We start from the raw sequence: 19,258 nt of genomic DNA on the forward strand, positions 1-19,258 counted from the left end.
CACCCCCTCGCGTCTGCGCCCCGGAACGGCGCTGTTCACCCACCCCGAGGGCACGACCGCGCTCCGCGCCGCCGACGGATCCCTCTACGACATCGCCCTGCCCGCCGAGGACCTGGCCGCCGCCCGCACGGCCCTGAGCGGCGAGGAACCCTCCCCGCTGCTGGAACCCTTCGCCCGCGCCGGACACCTGGGCGAGCGCCCCGCCTGGCCCCGCGAGCGCGCCGCCGTCGGCCTCCTGTACACCCGCCCCGCACCGGCCGGGCACGGCACGGAGCGCCCCGCGCCGCCGCTCCCGCACACCGGGGCCCCACACCACGCACCCGTCCCGTCCGTGACGCCCCGGGACCCGGCGGCCCTGGACACGGCCCTGCGCCGCGCGGGCGCCGACCCCCACCCGCTCGACCCCGCCGACCTGCCCGCCGCCGCCCACGGCCTGGCCGCCCTGCTGTGGATCCACGACGGCCCCGCCCCCCGGGCCTGGACCGGCCTGGACACCCTGCCCGAGCACGGCACCGCCTGCCTGCGCGTGAGCCGCGAGGGCCGCCACGCCCTCCTGGAACCCCTCACCGCCGCACCCGGCGACCCCACCCACGCCCACGTGCGCGCCCGCCGCCTGGCCGCCGCCGGATCCGGACACCGCCACCAGAGCGCCTACTGGGCCGACCCCGCACCCCTGACCGGCCACGAGGCCCTCGACGCCGCCGACCTGGCCCTGGTCACCGCGCTGGCCGTGGCGGACCTGCGCGCCTGGGCCACCGGCGCCCCCGCACCCGCCGGCGACCTCACCCCCCGGGCCCTGCCCGCCACCCGGCGCCTGCGCGTGCTCGCCCTCGACTCCGGCGCCGTCCACGACCACCCGCTCCTGCCGGTCCCGCCCAGCGCCCCATGAGCGTCCAGCACCTGAGCGTCCCCGCGCCCGACGGCGCACGCCTGGCCGCCACGCTCGTCCTGCCCGACACCTCGCCCGGACCACACCCGGCCGTGCTCATCCGCACCCCCTACGACCGCGCCGCCCTGCTGCCCGAGGCCGCCGGATGGGCCCGCGCGGGCTTCGCGTGCCTGGTCAGCGACGTGCGGGGCCGCCACGGTTCCACCGGAGACTTCCGCCCCTACCGCGACGAGGCCCGTGACGGCACCGCGGTCCTGGAACACCTCCTGGCCACCGGCGCCTGCGACGGACGCGTCCTGCTCGCCGGGGCCTCCTACGGCGCCCACTGCGCCCTGACCACCGCGCTCACCGGCCACCCGGCCCTGCGCGGGGTCCTGGCCGCCGTCCCCGCCCTGGGCCCGGGCGAGACCGCCCGCGAGTACGGCGGCGCCGCCCGCCTGGCCTGCCGGGTGGGCTGGTGGACCGAGCACGGAGGCACCTCCCGGCCCCGCGCCCCGCGACCCCACCGCCACCTGCTGGCCGCCCTGCCCCCCACCGACATCCCCCACCGCCTCCTGGGAACCACCCCGCCCGGCTGGGAGGAGCTGTGGCGGGCCCCCGAACGCTCACCGCTGTGGGCGGACCTGCCCCGCGCCCGCCCGCCCCTGCTGGCCGTCGGCGGAACCCGCGACCCCTTCGCCGCCCACACCCTGGACCTGGCCCGCGCCTGGGGCGGACCCGTGCGCCTGCTCCTGGGCCCCTGGGGGCACACCCTGGACGCACCCGACCCCGGCGCGGCCCTGGCCGGACGCCGGATCGGCGCCTGCTACCTGGCCTGGGCCCGCGCCGCCCTGGACACCCCGCCCTCGGGCCGCCGCGCCCTGCTCGCCGTCAACGCCTCCGGCGCCTGGCGCCGCTTGGACCTGGACGCCCCGCCCACCCGCGGTGTGCCCGCGGACCTGGAGCGCACCGCCTTCCTCGCCGACCCCCGCGACCCGGTGCGCTCGGACCCGGACGGGGGCGAGAGCGCCGCCACCGCGCTCGCCCACACCGCGCCCCTGCCCGGGGGAGAGCTGCGCGGCCCCCTGCGCCTGCGGCTGACCGCCACCACCGACGCCCCCGACGCCGACTGGTCCGTGCGCGTCCTCCTCACCCCCGCCGACCCCGCATCGGCGTACGCCCCCCGCCCCGCCCTGCTCACGCACGCCATCGCCCGCCACCGCCACCGGCCCGGCCGCCCCCACCGCCTGCACCTGCGCACCCCGCCCGTGGGCGCCGTCCTGCCCGCCGGATCCCGGCTGCGCGTGGAGATCGCCGGACACCACTGGCCCGCCCACGCCCGCAACCCGCACACCGGCGCCGACCCCGCCCGGGCCCGCCGCCTGCTGCCCAGCCGGCGCACCGTCCACCAGGTACGCCTGTACCTGCCCTGGCACCCCGCCGGAACCGACCCCGTCCACCCCGACGACCTCCTCCAGGAGCTGACATGACCGGCCCCGCACTCGACGTCGACGCCCTGGTCGACCCGGTCGGCGGCATCGTGCGCCGCCTCGTCCCGGTCGACCCCCTGCCCGGCATGCCGCCCCGCTACCGCAGCCTGACCGCCGAGGTGGCCGACGCCCGCCGCCTGGGCGCCTGGCCCGCCGACCGGGTCAGCATGGGCGCCTCCTTCGGCGACACCGACGCCGCCCGCACCGCCGCCCTGGGCGAGGCCGTCGAACGCTACTGCGGCAACCGCGTCCCGCCCGGCCTGCGCCGCGCCACCCCGGCCGAACTCGCCCGCGCGGGGGAGGCCCACCTGGGCCCCGAGGAGCTGTCCTTCTTCGCCCCCTGGCAGTACGCCCAGCCCGGTTTCCCCTACCAGCCCCTCACCGAGGACACCGCGCTGCTGTGGGCGCGCGGCACCGAGGGCGGCGACCCCTGCTGGGTGCCCGCCTCCTGGGCCTACCTCAACTTCCACACCGGCCGGCGACGCGGCGAGCCCCGCACGCACCACCTCAACTACGCCGGGATCGCCACCGGCGCCGACCACGCCGACGCCGCCCGCCGCGGCCTCCTCGAACTCCTCGAACGCGACGCCCTGGAACTGTGGTGGCACCTGGACGGCCCCACCACCGCCATCGACCCCGACTCCGTGCCCGGGCTGACCGCCGAACTCTCCGGCACCCGCCTGCGCGTCCACCTGGTCCACCTGCCCACCGAACACCCCGTGGCGTGCGTGGCGGCCGTGGTCGTGGACCCCGAGACCGGTGTGGTCGGCGGGGGAGGGGCCGCCCGGCTGGACCCCGCCGAGGCCTGCGTCAAGGCGGTCCTGGAGGCCGTGCACACCTGGGTGTTCACCCAGGGGCTGACCGATCCCGAGGGCTGGGTGTTCCAGGCCGTGCGCACCGGCATCCTCGCCGAGGGCCTCTACCTGCCCTTCCGCCCCGACCGCGACTACCTCGGCCACACGGGGGAGCGCTTCGAACGCGTGCGCGACCTGGGCGCCCAGGTCCAGGTCTGGCTCGACCCGCGCGTGCAGAAGGACCTGCTGGACCGCTTCACCCGGCCCGAGCGCACCGTGCGGGCCGCCGACCTGCCCGCCGCCACCGAGGCCGACCTGCGCGCCAGCCTGTCCGCCCGCGGGGTGCGCGTGGTGGAGGTGGACCTGACCACCCCCGACGTGGCGCACACCCCCTGGCGGGTGGTGCGCACCTGCGCCACCGGGCTGGTCCCCAACGCCCCGGCGGCCTTCCGCTACCTGGGCCTGCCCCGCTGGGGACAGGCCGCACGCGAGCGCGGCTGGGCCGACCCCGACACCGGCGCGGTCCTGGCCCCGCCCCCGTTCCTGTGAGCGCCCTCCGGGCCCCGGCCGACCCGGTGGCCGCGGCCCTGCACGCCGCCTGGCGCGGCGCGGACCCCGGCCCCACCCCGTCCGCCGCCCGCCCCCCGGCCGCCCGCCGCTGGCCCGGGCCGGTCCACCCGCTGGAGCGCGCCCCGGGCCGCGGGGCGGGCGCCCTGCTCGACCTCGCCCTGGCCGCCGACCCCGACCGGGTGACCGGGGGAGTGCGGCTGCGCCGGGTCCCCTCGGCCGGGGGCCGCTACCCGGTGGAGGCCCACCTGGTCGACTCCGGGACGGTATGGCGCTACGACCCGCTGCGCCACGCCCTGTGCGCCCCCGCCGCCACCGACCACCCGGGCACGGCCGTGGTGCTGGGCCTGGTGCCCGCGCGCACCGTGTGGCGCTACGGTCCGCGCGCGCTGCCGGTACTGCTGCTGGACCTGGGGCACGCGGTGGCCGCCCTGGGCGCCGCCGCCTCCGCCTGCGGTCTGCGCGCACGCGCCCTCCTGGCCCCGGGCCCCGAACTGGCCCGCGCCGCCCGCCTGCCCTGGCGGGACGGGGCCGTGCGCTGGCCCGGCGCCGCCCCCGAGTACCCCCTGGCCGTCGTCTCCCTGGAAGCCGGACCCCCCGGCCGGGAGGCCGACGCGGTGCGGCCCGCCCCCGCGATCGGGCGGGCCGCACCTTCCCCGCGCCCTCCCGCCGCCGAGTGGGAGGGCGCCCCGCCCCCGCAGGTGGACGGCGCCGCCGCGCAGATGGTGGCGGCGGCCCTGGCCCGTCTGTGCGCCGCACCCGCGGCGGAACCGCCCCTGCCCGCGGACACGGTCGGCCCCGCCGTCCTGCTGGAGCGCCGCAGCGCCCCCTGGGCGGCGCTCGCCTCCCGTTCGGACGCGCCCTCCCCCGACCCCGCGCCGGTCCTGGCCGCGGCCGCCGCCCACCTGGGCGCCGACCGGGTCGTGTGCCTGGACCCGCGCGGGCACGCCGAGGCCCTGGCCGCCCTGGCCCCGCGCTCGTGCGGCCAGCCGGCCGTGGCCGAAGCCGACCGGCTCCTGCTGCTGCTCGGCTCCCCCGCGGCGGGTCCGCACACGCTGTCCGAGCACGTGGGAGCCGGTGCCGCCGCCCACGCCGCCTGGTTGGCGGCCGCCGCCCAGCGCCGCCCGGCCCGCCCGGTGGGCTGCTGGATCGACACCCTCCTGAGCACACCCCACGGCAGGCGCCGCGTCCTGCACGCCCTGGCCCTGGGCCCCGCTGCCTGAGAAAACCGCTGGACATACCGGAACGATTGCGATAACCATTTCCATTATGAATCTCCGCTCCTCCCTCGCCGTGCCCGCCACCGTGTGCGCGCTCGCCCTGACCGCCTGCTCCGCCCCCGACGACGGCCAGGCCGCCGAGGACACCTCCGAGGCCTCGGTCCGGGCCGCCGGCCTGACGGCCGAACCCGTCGAGGCCTCCCTGAGCATCACGGACCCGCGCGGCACCGCCGTCGAACTCGACGCCGTCCCCGAACGCGTCGTCTGCCTCGTGGCCCTGTGCGACGACATCCTGCTCGAGCTGGGCCTGGAACCCGCCGCCAGCACCAGCGCCAACCTGCTCGCCCACCCCGCCTACCTCGGTGAGGACCACGGGGTCCCGATCATCCCCGGCGGGTTCGGCGGCGAGGACGTCGAGGAGATCCTGCGCCAGGAACCCGACCTGGTCATCGGCCTGGCCGGAAGCCACGAGGGCCTGGTGCCCGCCCTGTCCGAGACCACCACCGTCTGGCTCACCGACTCCCGCAGCTGGAACGACTCGGTGGAGTACCTGCGCAACGTGGCCGCCCTGACCGACCGGGGACAGGAGCAGGCCGCCGCCGAGCAGGCCTTCTACGACACCCTCGCCCAGGCCCAGGCCACCGCCGCCGAGACCGGCCGGGACGAGCTCACCCCGATCGTCATCTACGGCAGCGACGGCAGCTTCCAGGTCGACTCCCGGGGATCCATCGTCGGCGGCCTGCTCGGTGAGATCTTCGACTACCCCTGGGAGGACCGCGCCACCGGCGGCCACCAGGCCGGGGGCTCGGACTACTCCATGGAGGAGATCCTGGCCGGGGACCCCGACGTGATCTTCCTGGAGTCCTTCACCTTCTCGCCCGAGGACACCACTCTGAGCGAGCAGTTCGCCGAGGACCCCGTCTGGAACCGGATCACCGCCGTCCGGAACGGCGACGTCCACGAGGTCGACCTGGCCCCCTGGGCCACCGGGCGGGGCACCCGCGCCCTGACCGTGGTCATCGAGGACGCCATGGAACTCACCCAGCGGTGAGCCAGGAACCCTCCCCCGTGCGGACCCCCTCCCGCACCCGGCGACCGGGGCCGCGCCCTTCCGCGGCCCCGGTGCTGGTGCTGGCGGGGGCCCTGGCCGCGGCCTGCCTGGCCGCACTGTGCCTGGGCCGCCCCTTCGTCGCCCCCGCCCAGATCCCCGCCGCCCTGGCGGGCGAGGGCCTGGACAACGTGGTCCTGATCCACATCCGCCTGCCCCGGCTGCTCCTGGGCCTGTTGGCCGGGGCCGCCCTGGGCGCCGCCGGGCTCCTGCTCCAGGAGGCCCTGCGCAACCCCCTGGCCGTCCCCGAACTGCTGGGGGTCTCCGCGGGAGCGGCGGCCGTGGTCGCCACCGTCACCGTCTTCTCCCTGCCCCTGGCCGCCCCGCTGCTGCCCGCGGCGGCCCTGGCCGGGGGCGTGGCGGGCGGCGCGGTGTGCCTGCTGGCCGCCCGCCGCGCCCGCGCCGCCGACTCCATGCTGCTCACCGGCGCGGCCGTCTCCACCGCCCTGACCGGGGTGGTCTACGCCGTCACCAGCATGGCCGACCAGTTCCAGCTGGGCCTGGTGCTGCGCTACCTCATGGGCTCGCTCGTGGGCGCCGACTGGCAGGACGTGGCCCTGGTGGCGCCCTGGGTGGGCCTGGCCCTGCCCGCCGTGGTGCTGTGCCTGCCCCTGCTGGGGGTGCTGGCCCTGGGCGACGACGGCGCCTCGGCCCTGGGCATGCGCCCGCGCACCGCCCGCGCGGTGGTCCTGGCGGTGGCCGCGACCCTGGTGGCGGTCGTGGTCGCCGCCTGCGGGCCCGTGGCCTGGGTCGGGTTCCTGGCCCCCATGCTCGCCCGCCGCCTGGCCCCGCTGGCCTCCCCGGCCGCCCGCGCGGGGTGGGCGGTGCTGCTGGGCGCCACCCTGACCGTCGCCGCCGACGTGGCCGCCCGCACGCTGCTGTACCCGATCGAACTGCCCCTGGGCGCCTTCACCGGAACCGTCGGCGTGGTCGGCGGCCTGCTGTTGCTGCGCGGCCGCACCGGGGGAGAGGCCCTGGACTCCGGAGGAGACCGGTGAACGCCCCCGCCACCCCCCCTGCTCCCACCACTCCCGCCGCTCCGGCCGTCCCCGCACCCCCCGCACGTCCCCCCGTGCCGCCCGCCCCCTCCTCCCGGCGCCGCTTCCTGGCCCTGACCGCCCTGCTGCTGGCCGCCGCCGCCCTGGGCGCGCTGGGGCAGCTGCTCAGCGGGCGCGGGCTGGCCCCCGACCAGCTGTGGGCGGTCCTGACGCTGGACGGCACCGACCCGGTGGGCGAGCGCATCCTGTGGGGCCTGCGCCTGCCCCGGGCCGGGGTCGCCCTGCTGGCCGGGGCCGCCCTGGGCGTGTCCGGACTGCTGCTCCAGACCACCCTGCGCAACCCCCTGGCCTCGCCCGAGCTCACCGGTGTGGGCGGCGGCGCGGTCCTGGGCGTCCTCCTCGCGCTGCGCCTGGGGCTGGCCTCCGGGCAGGCGCACACCACCGTGGTCGCCGCCATGCTCGGCGGCCTGGCCGGGGGAGCGCTGCTGTGGCTGCTGGCCGGGCGCCGCCGCGCCGACCCGGTCTGGCTCACGATCAACGGCGTCATCGTCGGTGTGGCCCTGGCCGGGGCCAACGCCATCCTGCTCGTGCTCAGCCAGGCCGAGGCGGCCGGGGCGATGCGCTGGCTCACCGGTTCGCTGACCGGTATGACCACCTCCCACCTGGCCCTGCTGGCCCCCTGGGCGCTGGCGGGCCTGGCCCTGGCCTGGGTGTACGCACCCGTCCTGGAGATCCTGCACGGCGGCGACGAGCACGCCGCGTCCGTGGGCCTGGCGCCCTCGCCCACCCGGCTGGCCGCCCTGTCCTGCGCGGTCCTGCTGGCCTCGGCCGCCGTGGCCGTGGTCGGCGTCCTGGGCTTCGTCGGACTCCTCGCCCCGCTGATCGCCACCTCCCTGGTGGGACGCCGCCCCCGCCAGCTCGTCGTGCTCTCGGCCCTGGTCGGCGCCGCGGTGGTCGCCGGAGCCGACGCCGTGGCCCAGGCGGTCACCACCCTGGTTCCCACCGGCCCCCAGACCCAGCGCCTGGGCCTGCCCGCCGGATCGGTCACCGCCGTCGGCGGGGCCGCCCTGCTGGTGTGGGCGCTGCGCCGCCACACACCCCACGCCTGAAGGAGAGTTCCGTGGACACCGACACCGACACCGTCTACCGGGTGGAGGGGGTCTCCTTCGGGTACGGGGACACCGCCGTGCTGGAGGAGGTGGACCTGCGCCTGTCCGCCGGGCAGACCCTGGCCCTGGTCGGGCGCAACGGCTGCGGCAAGTCGACCCTGCTGAGGCTGCTCGCGGGCACCCTGCGCCCGCGCCGGGGCCGGATCCTGCTCCGGGGCCAGGACCTGTCCCAGATGTCGCGCCGGGCCGTGGCCCGGCGGGTGGCGGTGCTGCACCAGTCGCTGCCCCCGGTACACGGGATGACGGTGCGCCGCCTGGTGCGCCAGGGCCGCTTCGCCCACCGGGGCGTGCTGGGAATGCTCAACGAGGCCGAGGACGAGGCCACGCGTTCGGCGATGGAGCGCGCGGGGGTGGCGGGTCTGGCCGACCGGCCCCTGGAGCACCTCTCGGGCGGGGAGCGCCAGCGGGTGCGCCTGGCCCTGGCCCTGGCCCAGCAGACGCCCGTGCTGCTGCTGGACGAGCCCACCACCTACCTGGACGTGCGCCACCAGTTGGAGGTGCTGGAACTGGTGGCCGCCTTCGGCCGGGAGCTGACCGTGGTGATGGTGCTGCACGACCTGGACCACGCGGCCCGCTACGCCGACCGGATCGTGGCGCTGCGCCGGGGTCGGGTGGCCGCCCAGGGCACCCCGGAGGAGGTGGTCACCGAACCGGTGCTGCGCGAGGTGTTCGGGGTGCGGGCGCGCGTGCTGCGCGACGAGCGCTTCGGCACCCCCTACTGTCGCCTGGACGCACCCGTGTGAGTCCGGGCGGCGCGCCGCGCCGGCCTCCTTGTCCCGGGTGGGAGGCCGGGGGAGGGTGGGGGAGACGGGAACGACAATATAGTTTAAAATTAAACTACATTCCGCCGCACCGACGACCTCGACGGAGGGTGAGGACATGGACGTGCGCCCCGCGGGAATCCACCACGTGACCGCGATCGCCAGCGACCCCCAGGCCAACGCCGACTTCTACCTCAACGCGTTGGGCATGCGCATGGTCAAGCGCACGGTCAACTTCGACGCGCCCGAGACCTACCACCTGTACTACGGCGACCGGGCGGGCAACCCCGGCACCATCCTGACCTTCTTCCCCTGGCCCGGCGCCCCCCGCGGGCGGCTGGGCGCGGGGCAGGCCACCACCACGACCTTCTCCGTGCCCGAGGGCTCCCTGGGCTGGTGGGCCCGCCACCTGGCCGCCCGCGGCGTGGAGGCCACCCGCCCCGCCGAGCGCGGCGAGGAGGACGTGCTCAGCCTGCGCGACCCCGACGGGCTCGTCCTGGAACTGGCCGCCAGCGCCGACGCCCACGACACCGAGCCCTGGGACCAGGCGGAGGTGCCCGCCGAGCACGCCATCCGCGGCATCCGCGCGGTCACCCTCACCGAGCACGACGTGGAGGGTACCGTGGAGATGCTCGGCGACCACCTGGGGTTCCGCCTGGCCGACGAACAGGGCGAGCGGCTGCGCTTCCGCACCAACGCCTCCGGCGAGGGGGTGGGCACCATCGTCGACGTCCTGGCCCGGCCCCGGGCCCCGCGCGGACTGGTCGCCGCCGGGACCGTCCACCACGTCGCCTACCGCGCCCCGGACGGCCCCGTGCAGCAGGCCTGGCGCCAGCGGTTGGAGGAGGACGGCGTGGGCGTCACCGAGATCCGCGACCGCTGCTACTTCACCTCCATCTACTTCCGCGAGCCCGGCGGCGTGCTGCTGGAGATCGCCACCGACGGCCCCGGATTCGACTACGACGAACCCCTGCTGGAGCTGGGCCGCTCCCTCAAGCTCCCGCCGTGGCTGGAGCCCGACCGCGAGCAGATCGCCGCCCGCCTGCCCGCGATCGAGGTGGACCAGTGACCGCCGTTGACGACTTCGTCCACGTCTTCACCCCGGCCGCCGCCCCGGACGCGCCCACCCTGCTGCTGCTCCACGGCACCGGCGCCGACGAGCACGACCTGCTGCCGCTGGGCCGGGCCCTGGCCCCGGGGGCGGCTCTGCTTTCACCGCGCGGCAAGGTGGACGAGAACGGCATGAACCGGTGGTTCCGCCGCCTGCGCGAGGGCGTCTTCGACGTCGAGGACCTCATCCGCCGCACCGCCGAGCTGGCGGAGTTCGTCTCCGCCGCCGTCCGCGCCTACGGCCTGGACCCCGGGCGGATCGTGGTCAGCGGCTTCTCCAACGGCGCCAACACCGGCGCGGCCCTGCTGCTGCGCCACCCCGGCCTGCTGCGCGGCGCGGCGCTGTTCGCGGCCGGGGCACCGCTGCAGGGGCGCGAGCCCGATCCGGTGGACCTGTCGGGGACGCGGGTGTTCCTGGGCTCGGGGACGGCCGACCCGATCACCACCATCGACCAGGCGCGCCTGCTGGCCGCCCAGCTGGGGGAGCGGGGCGCCGAGGTGGAGGCCTGCGAGCACCCCGGCGGACACCAGCTGGACCCCCGGGTGCTGGAGCGGGCCCGAGCCTGGTTCGAGGCCTCCCGGTTCTGACCGGGCACCGGCCGCGGCGGCGCCCCCTGACCCGGGCGTCGCCACTCCTTTCCGACCAATATGAATCTACGTTGTAAAAGTGGACATCATGTTCAACCCACTCAGACGACCCCAAGGCGAAGAACCGTACTGAACGACGGATAGGCTTCCGGCGTCGCCACACCATCCCGCCACGAAGAGAGATCCCATGACCACCTCTCCCTTCAGGCGCGTGCGGTAGATGGACCCCGAGATCCTGGGCCTGCTCCTGCTGGTCGGCGTGGCCGCCGGCTGGGTCGACGCCGTCGTGGGCGGCGGGGGACTCCTGCTGCTGCCCGCCCTGCTGGTCGCCGCCCCCACCACACCCCTGGCCACCCTGCTGGGCACCAACAAGCTCGGCGCCGTCTTCGGCACCACCTCCGCCGCCATCGCCTACGCCCGCAAGGTCCCCCTCGACCGGCGCGTCGTGCTGCCCACCGCAGCCCTGGCCCTGCTCGGGGCGGGCCTGGGCGCGGCCCTGGCCGCCGCGCTGACCGCCGACGTCCTCAAACCCGTCATCATGGTCGTCCTGGCCGGGGTGGCCCTGACGGTCTACTTCCGCCCCGCCATGGGAGCCACGACCGACCCGGCCCTGCGCACGCGCAACCGCCTGCTGGCCGCCGTCGTCCTGGCCGGACTCGGCGTCAGCTTCTACGACGGGCTCATCGGCCCCGGCACCGGGGTCTTCCTCATCATCAGCTTCACCGCCGTGCTGGGCATGGACTTCGTCTCGGCCTCGGCCGCGGCCAAGATCGTCAACGTGTGCACCAACCTCGGCGCGCTGGTGGTCTTCGCCCTGGGCGGGCACATCGACTGGTTCCTGGGCCTGGGGCTGGCCATCTGCACCATCATCGGCGCCCAGATCGGCGCACGCATGGCCCTGCGGCGCGGCTCGGGGTTCGTGCGCGCCGTGCTGCTCGTGGTCGTGCTGGCCCTGCTGGCGCGCATGGGCTGGGACGTCTTCGCCTGATCCGGCGGGGGCCGTCGGCCGGGGGCGGCCCCGGGGCGGGAGGAGCCGTTCCCGGAGGCGGCAGTCCTCGCGGCCCGGACGGGACCGGGGGAGCGGCGGCTGCGGTTACCCTGACCAGGGCGCGTGGAAAACGGGCGAAACGTGTGTGACCGGGGCCCTTGCGTAGGAACAAGGCGTAGGTAAGGCTAACCTGTCCCGGGGCGTGTGGTCTCCCGCCCCGCCACCGGAGCCGCTCCGCGCGGCCCCACACCACCTTCGCGACAACGAACGGGGAAGCCGCCGTGGCCCTGCGCGCGCCCACCCTCCCGCGCCCCACACGCACCAGGCGCGTCATCCGCCCCCTCGGCCTCCTCCTGGCCCTGGGCGCACTGGCGCTGTGCGTGCTGCTCAGCGTCACCGTCGGCGCCAAACCCATCCCCGTCGCCGACGTCTGGGCCGCCCTGACCGCCTACGACGGCACCTACGACCACGACGTCATCCGCACCCTGCGCGTGCCCCGCACCGTCCTCGGCGTCTTCGTCGGCGCCGCCCTGGGCCTGGCCGGGGCCCTCATGCAGGTCCTGACCCGCAACCCACTGGCCGAACCCGGCATCCTCGGCGTCAACTCCGGCGCCGCCGCGGCCATGGTCGTCACCACCCTGGCCCTGGGCGCCAGCGCCTCGGTCTGGCCCGCCTTCGCCGGCGCCGCCCTGGCCTCCGTCGCCGTCTACGCCCTGGGCTCACGCGGCCGGGCCAGCCCCGTACGCCTGGCCCTGGCCGGAACCGCCGTCGCCGTCGTCCTTCAGGGGCTCATCCACGGCGTCTTCGTCCTCAACGACTTCGTCTTCGACCGCCTCCGCTTCTGGCAGGTCGGCTCCCTGACCGGCCGCGACCTGGACGTCTTCTGGCAGGTCGCCCCCTTCCTCGTCACGGGCGTGGTCCTGACCCTGTGCCTGGGCCCCTCCCTGAACGCGGTCGCCCTGGGCGACGACCTGGCCGCCAGCCTGGGCGCCAACATCCCCCTCATCCGCGCCGCCACCGCCGTCGGCGTCATCCTGCTGTGCGGCTCGGCCACCGCCGCCGCCGGACCCATCTGGTTCGTGGGCCTGGTCATCCCGCACGCCGCCCGGCTGGTCACCGGCCCCGACCAGCGCTGGCTGCTGCCCTACTCCGCGCTGCTGGGCGCCATCCTGCTCACCGCCGCCGACACCGTCGGCCGCGTCGTCGTCCCCAACGCCGAACTGGAGGTCGGGATCATCACCGCCCTCGTCGGCGCCCCCCTGTTCATCGCCCTGGTCCGCAGCAGAAAGATGGCCCGCCTGTGAGCGACACCCTGGCCCCGCCGCACCGCCCCGCGGCCCCGGCGAGCACCGCGCCCCGAGGCTCCTTCGCCCTGCGCCTGTTCGGCGACCGCCTGTCCCTGCTGGTGCGCCCGCGCACCCTCACCGTCGCCCTGGTCCTGGTCGCCGTCAGCGCCGCGACCCTGGCCGTGTCGGTCTCCGTGGGCGACTACGCCGTCCCGCTGGGCGGGGTGCCCGCCGCCCTCCTCGGGCACGGCGAGCGCCTGGACGTCCTCTTCGTCCGGGACGTGCGCCTGCCCCGCGCCCTGACCGCGATCGGCGTCGGGGCCGCCCTGGGCATCGCCGGGGCCGTGTTCCAGAGCCTGTCCCGCAACGCCCTGGGCAGCCCCGACATCATCGGTTTCACCGCGGGCGCCGCCACCGGCGCCGTCGCCGTCATCCTGCTGGTCGGCGCCGGGCGCCTGGCGGTCTCCCTGGGCGCCGTGGGCGGGGGCCTGCTCACCGCCCTGGCGGTCTACCTGCTGGCGATGAAGAAGGGCGTCCAGGGCTACCGCCTGGTCCTGGTGGGCATCGGCGTCTCCGCCATGCTCGGCGCGGTGCGCGACTACCTCATGACCCGCGCCGACCTCACCGACGCGATGGCCGCCCAGATCTGGATGATCGGCAGCCTCAGCGGCCGGGGCTGGGGCGAGGTCGCGGCGGTGTGGACCGGCCTGGGCCTGCTGGGTCCCGTCCTGCTGGCCCTGGGCCAGCGCCTGCGCTTCATGGAACTGGGGGAGGACACCGCCCGCGGCCTGGGGGTGTCCACCCAGGCCACCCAGCTCCTGGCGCTGGTCGCGGCCAGCGCCCTGACCGGCGCCGCCATCGCGGTGGCGGGCCCCGTGGGCTTCGTGGCCCTGGCCGCGCCCCAGCTGGCCCGGCGCCTGACGCGGGGCGGCACCACCCTGGTCGGCTCAGCCCTGATGGGCGCGGCCCTGCTCGCGGTCGCCGACCTGGTCGCCATGCGCGCCCTGGCCCCCCAGCAGCTGCCCGTCGGCGTGGTCACCGCCGTCATCGGCGGCAGCTACCTGATCTGGCTGCTGTACACCGAGTGGCGCGGCTCCCGTGCCTGAGCGAGACCGAGGAAGAACCATGACCACCCCAGCCGCCTCCCGCCTCAACGGCCAGGAGCTCACTCTGGCCTACGAGCAGCGCGTCATCTCCCGGGAGCTGTCCGTCACCATCCCCGACGACTCCTTCACGGTGATCGTGGGCCCCAACGCCTGTGGCAAGTCCACGCTGCTGCGGGCCCTCTCGCGCACCCTCAAGCCCGCGGGCGGGCACGTGCACCTGGACGGCCGGGTCATCAGCTCCTACCCCGCCAAGGAGGTGGCCCGCCGCCTGGGCCTGCTCCCGCAGGCCTCGATCGCCCCCGACGGCATCGGCGTGGCCGACCTGGTCGCCCGCGGCCGCTTCCCCCACCAGGGGTTCCTGCGCCAGTGGTCCAAGCAGGACGAGGCCGTGGTCGCCGAGGCCATGGCGGCCACCGGTGTGGCCGAGCTGGCCGAGCGCCCGGTGGACGAGCTCTCCGGCGGCCAGCGCCAGCGGGTGTGGCTGGCGATGGTCCTGGCCCAGCAGACCCCGCTGCTGCTGTTGGACGAGCCCACCACCTACCTGGACATCGCCCACCAGATGGACATGCTCGACCTGTGCTCGCACCTGCACGCCGAGCGGGGCCACACCCTGGTGGCGGTCCTGCACGACCTCAACCACGCCTGCCGCTACGCCACCCACCTGATCGTGATGAAGGACGGCGCCGTCGTCGCCGAGGGCGACCCGGCCGCCGTGGTGACCGCCGAGCTGGTGGAGGAGGTCTTCGGCCTGCCGGTGCGGATCATCGACGACCCCGAGACCCACACGCCGATGATCGTGCCCGTGGACCGGCGCGGCGCGGCCCGCTGACCCCGGGCCGCCGGTTCAGGCGCCGGACAGCTCCAGGCGCAGCACCAGGGCCACCAGCGCGCCCAGCACCTCCTTGACCGACTCGCGCTCGCGCGCGTCGCACAGCAGCAGGGGCGTGTGCCCCTCCAGGTCCAGGGCCACGCGCACGTCCTCGGCGCGGTGGGTGCGCTGGCCGTCGAAGCAGTTCACCGCCACCACGAACGGCAGGCGGCGCGACTCGAAGAAGTCGATCGCGTCGAAGGAGTCGGTCAGGCGCCGCGTGTCGGCCAGCACGATCGCTCCCAGCGCACCCTCGGCCAGTTCCTCCCACATGAAGGAGAACCGCCGCTGCCCCGGTGTGCCGAACAGGTACACCACCGTGGAGGCGTCCAGGGTGATGCGGCCGAAGTCCAAGGCCACGGTCGTGGTGATCTTGCCCTCCACCCCCGCCAGATCGTCCACCCCGACGCTCTGGGAGGTCATCACCTCCTCGGTGTGCAGCGACTCCACCTCGCTCACCGCCGAGACCAGGGTGGTCTTGCCCGCCCCGAAGCCCCCCGCGACCACGATCTTCACGGTGTCGGGAACCGGTCCCGCGCCCATCACGCCCAACGCCCCATCACTCCACGTCACGTCGTCTCATAGTTGTCGGATGCGCTCCAGCACCGAACGCAGCGTTCCCGCGTCCGGCCGTTCCCGTGCCCAGTCCGAGGAGCGCACCGCCACGCGTCCCTGGTCCGCCAGGTCCGACAGCAGGATCCGCACCACGCCCAGGGGGAAGCCCGAGCGCGAGGCGACCTCGGCCACCGACAGCGGCCGGGCGCACAGGGACACGATCAGTTCCGCCTCGGGGTCCAGGTGCCCGGGCGGGGCCGGTGCGTGCGCCACCACCTGTGAGGTCATCGCCAGGTCCGCGCGGGAGGGGCGCGTGCGCCCGCCCGTCAGCGAGTAGGGCCGGATCAGGCTCGGCTCGAAGGACCACTCCTGCCCGGGCCCGGGCGGCACCGCGGTCATGGCCGTCTACCCCCCTCCGCCCCTGCCGCCGCGCCGGGGCAGCGCCGACAGGTGCGGGCCCACCTGGCGCACCAGACGGTTGAGCTCGAAGGCTGCCTGCCCCATGTCGCAGGTGTCGACGGTGGCCAGGGCCAGGGAGGTGCCCTGTCCGGCGGCCAGGACGAAGAAGAACGCGCTGTCCATCTCCACCACCGTCTGGCGCACCTCCGAGGCGCCCAGCTGTCCGCGTGCCCCGCGGGCCAGGCTGGCGAACCCGGCGGCGATCGCGGCCAGGCGCTCGCCGCGTTCGGAGTCCAGGCCGGGGGAGGCGGAGAGCACCAGGCCGTCCGCCGACAGCAGCAGCGCGTGCCGTGCTCCGGCGACCCGTTCCACCAGGTCGCCCAGCAGCCAGTCCAGTGTGGTGGTCGCGGTGTTGGCCGTCATGACCTCACCCTTCCGCGTTCTCGGGACGCGCCCGGTGCGCGTCCTCCTCGTGTTCGGCGGCCGTTCCCGCGCGTGCGCGCCGGGTTCCAGCCTGGAAGGCGCTCATCATCGACCTGATCTGGGCCAGTGACCTCTGACCGCCGGTCGTCTCGGGTTCGGGTGCCGCCCGCCGTGCCGTGGGGGCGCCGGCCTCCCGTCGGCGCCGCCGGGGCAGTCCCCGGTAGGTGCCGGTGCCCGCTTCGGGGGCGGGGGGAGCGGCCACCGCCGTCTCGGCGGCCCGGGGCGGGGCCGTGCCCGGTCGCGGGCCGGACGGGGCACCGGTGATGTCCAGGCGCCGGTGGGGTCCGGTCGCCTCCACCGCGCGGGTGGGTTCCTCCGGTGCGGCCAGGGCGCTCTCGGGCACGGTCACGACCGCGCGCACGCCCCGGGAGGCCGAGGCGAGCAGGCGCACGCCCAGGCCGTGCCGGGCCGCGATGGTGGCCACCACGAACAGTCCCAGCTGGGAGTCCTCGCGGATGGTGGCCAGGTCGAACCGGGGCGGGTCGCCCAGCAGCGCGTTGGCCGTCTCCCGCTGGTCCTCGGCCATGCCCAGCCCGTGGTCCTCCACCTCCAGGACGCAGCCGCCCTCGGGGGCGTCGTGTCCCCGTACGGTCACCTCGGTGTCCGGCGGGGAGAAGGAGGTGGCGTTCTCCAGCAGTTCGGCGAGCAGGCGCACCGTGTCCGCGCCCGCCTCGCCGCCCAGGGCCCGGGCGGGCAGGGCCAGGACGCGCACGCGCGCGTAGTCCTCGATCTCGCTGGCGGCGGCGCGCACGGCCTCGTGCAGCCGTACGGGGCCCAGGCCGCGGCGGACCGGAGCGTCCCCGCTCAGCAGCATGAGGTTCTCGGCGTTGCGCCGCATCTGGGTGCTGAAGTGGTCGATGCGGAAGAGCGCTTCCAGGGTGCGGGGGTCGGTCTCGTTGCGTTCCAGGGTGTCCAGCAGGCTCAGCTGCCGGTGGACCAGGGCCTGGGTGCGGCGCGCGATGTTGCGGAACATGTTGCGCACCCCGGCGCGTACCTGGGCCTCCTCCACGGCGGCGGTGACCGCGGCGCGCTGGGCGTCGTTGAAGGCCTCGGCGACCTGTCCGATCTCGTCGCGGGTGTGGACGCGCAGCCGGGGGGCCTCGGCGTCCACGTCGACGCTGCCGCCCGCGCGCAGCCGGGCGGTCACCTCGGGGAGGCGGACGCGGGCGTGTTCCAGGGTGGCCGTGCGCAGGTCCTGCAGGCGCCGTCCGAGACGGTGGGTGCCGCCGACGGCGATGGCGGTGGAGGCCAGTGCGGCGACCAGGGCGGGCACGCTCACCAGCAGGACACTGGTGCCCAGTTCGGCGGACTGGGCACGGCTGAAGGCGAGGACGTGTTCGGTCTGGACCTGTTCGGCGCTGCTCATGCGCGCGTCGACGGCCTCGGCGGCGCCCTGCCAGGCGGTGGCGTTGACGGGGATGGTGGAGGTGCCGCGCAGGGGCATGCCGATGATGCTCTCCTGGAGCTGGTAGACGCGTTGCAGCGCGGAGTAGGACTCCAGGAGCACGTACTCCTCGCGGTCCTCCTCGCTCAGTTCGGCGCCGACGCGGTCCCAGGTGTAGTGCTGGGCTCCGGCGGCCGCGGCGAACCGGGCGTGGGCCTGGGCGGGGAAGCTGTTGGTGGCCACCGCGTGGGCCAGGACGGTGTCCTGTTGGTTGAGGAGTTCGCGGGTGCGCATGAGGGAGGTCAGGGAGCGCAGGTGGGGGACCTGGGCGGGGTCGGCCCGCTCGACCTGGCCGTCCCACACGCGCAGGCCCCGTTCGATGACCTCGGTGTAGACGGTGGCGGCTCCGTCCAGGGTGAGGTCGTGGGGGGCGGTGGCGTCGACGCGGGAGCGGTGGGTGTCGATCCGTTGGAGCGCCTGGCGGAAGTCCTGGGCCTGTTCGGGCAGGTGGTCGGGGTCGAAGGCGTCGAGGTTGTCCAGGAGGGTGTCCACGGCCGTGTCGGTGCGCTGGCGGTCGCGCGTCAGGAGCAGGTCGGTGCGTTCGGAGCCGCGGGCGGAGTCCATGGTGGCGCGGCGTTCGCGTTGCAGGGCGCCGATGGTGTCCATGACGGGGATGCCGATCTGTTCGGTCAGGTCGGCGGTGGTGCGCAGTTCGCGGATGTCGTGGACCAGCAGGGCGGTGAAGGCCGCCCACAGGATGAGCAGCGCGGTGCTGGGGATGAGGACCAGCGTGATCATGCGGGCGCGAAGCGACCGGCGCGTGCGGTGGGGCATGGGCTCGCTTCCGGGGGGAGAGGCGGGCGGCGGTGCGGGGGTCCGCGGGGTGGGGGAGGGGCCGGAGTTCCCCAGAGTGAACCGTTCTGTGGGGGATTTCGCAAGCCTTCCGGGTGTCCCGGGGTGAGCTTGAACGGTGTTTTTGCAGGTCAGGGGCTGGGCCTCAGCTTGGTAACACGCACCTGTTAAGAATCTACGTCGTAAAGGTGACAGTTTTTTGTTTAAAAAACAAAAAACATTCAGGGGAGCGGCTTCGCCGCACCTATCACACAGAGCCCTGTCGGGTGTCCGGGCACAGGTGATCCCACCGGTGGTCACGGGTAGGTAGCCCCCCGTCAGCACTGCGGTACGCGGCCGCGTACCGCGGGCAGTGGGGGAGAGGAGCCGCCATGAAACTCACCGAGGACCAGATCCGCGAGGGCCTGACCCGACTCACCGGCTGGGAACTGGACCCGGAGGGGCCCGCCATCCGCCGCACCGTCCGCCTGTCCGGCTTCCCCGCGGCCATCGCGCTGGTCAACGAGATCGCCCAGGCCGCCGAACAGGCCGACCACCACCCCGACATCGACATCCGCTACGACACGGTGCACCTGGCCCTGAGCACCCACTCCGAGGGCGCCGTCACCGACCGGGACATGGCCCTGGCCGCACGCGTGGACGAACTCGTTCCCTGACCCCGGCG

General features: G+C 75.7%; 19 protein-coding genes. 15 read left to right on the forward strand and 4 right to left on the reverse strand.

Annotation, left to right across the window (positions count from 1 at the left end; translation table 11 throughout):
- The first annotated feature begins 331 nt into the window (after positions 1–331).
- From FYW95_RS27650 to FYW95_RS09265, 14 genes are all read left to right on the forward strand, one after another.
- Positions 332–889, forward strand: coding sequence for a hypothetical protein (locus FYW95_RS27650; RefSeq protein ID WP_201294776.1), 558 nt, complete (start codon positions 332–334; stop codon positions 887–889).
- Complete coding sequence (locus FYW95_RS09205; RefSeq protein ID WP_159945696.1) at positions 886–2,358, forward strand: CocE/NonD family hydrolase; 1,473 nt, start codon at positions 886–888, stop codon at positions 2,356–2,358. Before FYW95_RS27650 ends, FYW95_RS09205 begins: the two co-directional genes overlap by 4 nt.
- Positions 2,355–3,701, forward strand: coding sequence for a YcaO-like family protein (locus FYW95_RS09210; protein WP_159945697.1), 1,347 nt, complete (start codon positions 2,355–2,357; stop codon positions 3,699–3,701). Before FYW95_RS09205 ends, FYW95_RS09210 begins: the two co-directional genes overlap by 4 nt.
- Positions 3,698–4,942 carry a nitroreductase family protein gene (locus FYW95_RS09215; protein ID WP_160050260.1) on the forward strand — a complete coding sequence of 415 codons (1,245 nt, stop codon included), beginning with the start codon at positions 3,698–3,700 and terminating at the stop codon, positions 4,940–4,942. The genes FYW95_RS09210 and FYW95_RS09215 overlap by 4 nt, the downstream gene beginning before the upstream one ends.
- A 46-nt stretch (positions 4,943–4,988) precedes the next feature.
- Positions 4,989–5,990, forward strand: coding sequence for an ABC transporter substrate-binding protein (locus FYW95_RS09220; RefSeq protein ID WP_159940191.1), 1,002 nt, complete (start codon positions 4,989–4,991; stop codon positions 5,988–5,990).
- The gene (locus tag FYW95_RS09225) at positions 5,987–7,045 is read left to right on the forward strand and encodes an iron chelate uptake ABC transporter family permease subunit (protein WP_201294777.1); all 1,059 of its coding nucleotides are present in this window, start codon (positions 5,987–5,989) and stop codon (positions 7,043–7,045) included. The genes FYW95_RS09220 and FYW95_RS09225 overlap by 4 nt, the downstream gene beginning before the upstream one ends.
- A gap of 74 nt (positions 7,046–7,119) precedes the next feature.
- Positions 7,120–8,154: an iron chelate uptake ABC transporter family permease subunit gene (locus FYW95_RS09230; RefSeq protein WP_159940193.1), complete on the forward strand. Its 1,035-nt coding sequence runs from the start codon at positions 7,120–7,122 to the stop codon at positions 8,152–8,154.
- Between the two features lie 11 nt (positions 8,155–8,165).
- Positions 8,166–8,957 (forward strand): ABC transporter ATP-binding protein, encoded by a 792-nt coding sequence (locus FYW95_RS09235; protein ID WP_160050261.1) that lies wholly within the window; start codon positions 8,166–8,168, stop codon positions 8,955–8,957.
- Between the two features lie 136 nt (positions 8,958–9,093).
- Entirely contained in the window at positions 9,094–10,044 is a 951-nt protein-coding gene (locus tag FYW95_RS09240; RefSeq protein WP_160050262.1) for a ring-cleaving dioxygenase, read from the forward strand.
- Complete coding sequence (locus tag FYW95_RS09245; protein WP_159940199.1) at positions 10,041–10,673, forward strand: alpha/beta hydrolase; 633 nt, start codon at positions 10,041–10,043, stop codon at positions 10,671–10,673. Before FYW95_RS09240 ends, FYW95_RS09245 begins: the two co-directional genes overlap by 4 nt.
- 220 nt (positions 10,674–10,893) lie before the next feature.
- Positions 10,894–11,661 (forward strand): sulfite exporter TauE/SafE family protein, encoded by a 768-nt coding sequence (locus tag FYW95_RS09250; RefSeq protein WP_159940201.1) that lies wholly within the window; start codon positions 10,894–10,896, stop codon positions 11,659–11,661.
- 281 nt (positions 11,662–11,942) lie between these two features.
- The gene (locus FYW95_RS09255) at positions 11,943–12,965 is read left to right on the forward strand and encodes a FecCD family ABC transporter permease (protein ID WP_159940203.1); all 1,023 of its coding nucleotides are present in this window, start codon (positions 11,943–11,945) and stop codon (positions 12,963–12,965) included.
- Positions 12,962–14,053, forward strand: a complete 1,092-nt coding sequence (locus FYW95_RS09260; protein WP_159940205.1) for a FecCD family ABC transporter permease — start codon at positions 12,962–12,964, stop codon at positions 14,051–14,053. The genes FYW95_RS09255 and FYW95_RS09260 overlap by 4 nt, the downstream gene beginning before the upstream one ends.
- 19 nt (positions 14,054–14,072) lie before the next feature.
- On the forward strand, positions 14,073–14,882 hold the full coding sequence (locus FYW95_RS09265; RefSeq protein WP_159940207.1) for an ABC transporter ATP-binding protein: 810 nt from the start codon (positions 14,073–14,075) through the stop codon (positions 14,880–14,882).
- A 15-nt stretch (positions 14,883–14,897) separates the two neighbouring features.
- Here the strand turns inward: FYW95_RS09265 and FYW95_RS09270 are convergent, their stop codons facing one another.
- The 4 genes from FYW95_RS09270 to FYW95_RS09285 are packed head-to-tail and all read right to left on the reverse strand — an operon-like array spanning position 14,898 to position 18,576.
- A complete protein-coding gene (locus tag FYW95_RS09270) occupies positions 14,898–15,464 on the reverse strand; it encodes a GTP-binding protein (protein WP_159940271.1) in 567 nt (188 codons plus the stop codon).
- A gap of 36 nt (positions 15,465–15,500) precedes the next feature.
- Positions 15,501–15,875: a DUF742 domain-containing protein gene (locus FYW95_RS09275; protein ID WP_159940209.1), complete on the reverse strand. Its 375-nt coding sequence runs from the start codon at positions 15,873–15,875 to the stop codon at positions 15,501–15,503.
- Positions 15,876–15,881: 6 nt separating this feature from the next.
- Complete coding sequence (locus FYW95_RS09280) at positions 15,882–16,298, reverse strand: roadblock/LC7 domain-containing protein (protein ID WP_159940211.1); 417 nt, start codon at positions 16,296–16,298, stop codon at positions 15,882–15,884.
- A gap of 4 nt (positions 16,299–16,302) precedes the next feature.
- Positions 16,303–18,576, reverse strand: a complete 2,274-nt coding sequence (locus FYW95_RS09285) for a sensor histidine kinase (RefSeq protein WP_159940213.1) — start codon at positions 18,574–18,576, stop codon at positions 16,303–16,305.
- A gap of 389 nt (positions 18,577–18,965) precedes the next feature.
- Here FYW95_RS09285 and FYW95_RS09290 point away from each other — a divergent pair, with 389 nt between their 5' ends.
- The gene (locus FYW95_RS09290) at positions 18,966–19,250 is read left to right on the forward strand and encodes a 4a-hydroxytetrahydrobiopterin dehydratase (protein ID WP_159940215.1); all 285 of its coding nucleotides are present in this window, start codon (positions 18,966–18,968) and stop codon (positions 19,248–19,250) included.
- Positions 19,251–19,258: the final 8 nt, after the last annotated feature.

Origin of the sequence: Nocardiopsis sp. FR4 (assembly GCF_009830945.1) — a bacterium.
Classification (GTDB): Bacteria; Actinomycetota; Actinomycetes; order Streptosporangiales; family Streptosporangiaceae; genus Nocardiopsis.

Excerpts from the sequence above, each read along its gene's own strand:
- FYW95_RS09205 (WP_159945696.1), top strand. The coding sequence starts at position 886 with ATGAGCGTCCAGCACCTGAGCGTCCCCGCGCCCGACGGCGCACGCCTG.
- FYW95_RS09210 (WP_159945697.1), top strand. The coding sequence starts at position 2,355 with ATGACCGGCCCCGCACTCGACGTCGACGCCCTGGTCGACCCGGTCGGC.
- FYW95_RS09220 (WP_159940191.1), top strand. The coding sequence starts at position 4,989 with ATGAATCTCCGCTCCTCCCTCGCCGTGCCCGCCACCGTGTGCGCGCTC.
- FYW95_RS09240 (WP_160050262.1), top strand. The coding sequence starts at position 9,094 with ATGGACGTGCGCCCCGCGGGAATCCACCACGTGACCGCGATCGCCAGC.
- FYW95_RS09250 (WP_159940201.1), top strand. The coding sequence starts at position 10,894 with ATGGACCCCGAGATCCTGGGCCTGCTCCTGCTGGTCGGCGTGGCCGCC.
- FYW95_RS09265 (WP_159940207.1), top strand. The coding sequence starts at position 14,073 with ATGACCACCCCAGCCGCCTCCCGCCTCAACGGCCAGGAGCTCACTCTG.
- FYW95_RS09270 (WP_159940271.1), bottom strand. The coding sequence starts at position 15,464 with ATGGGCGCGGGACCGGTTCCCGACACCGTGAAGATCGTGGTCGCGGGG.
- FYW95_RS09275 (WP_159940209.1), bottom strand. The coding sequence starts at position 15,875 with ATGACCGCGGTGCCGCCCGGGCCCGGGCAGGAGTGGTCCTTCGAGCCG.
- FYW95_RS09280 (WP_159940211.1), bottom strand. The coding sequence starts at position 16,298 with ATGACGGCCAACACCGCGACCACCACACTGGACTGGCTGCTGGGCGAC.
- FYW95_RS09285 (WP_159940213.1), bottom strand. The coding sequence starts at position 18,576 with ATGCCCCACCGCACGCGCCGGTCGCTTCGCGCCCGCATGATCACGCTG.
- FYW95_RS09290 (WP_159940215.1), top strand. The coding sequence starts at position 18,966 with ATGAAACTCACCGAGGACCAGATCCGCGAGGGCCTGACCCGACTCACC.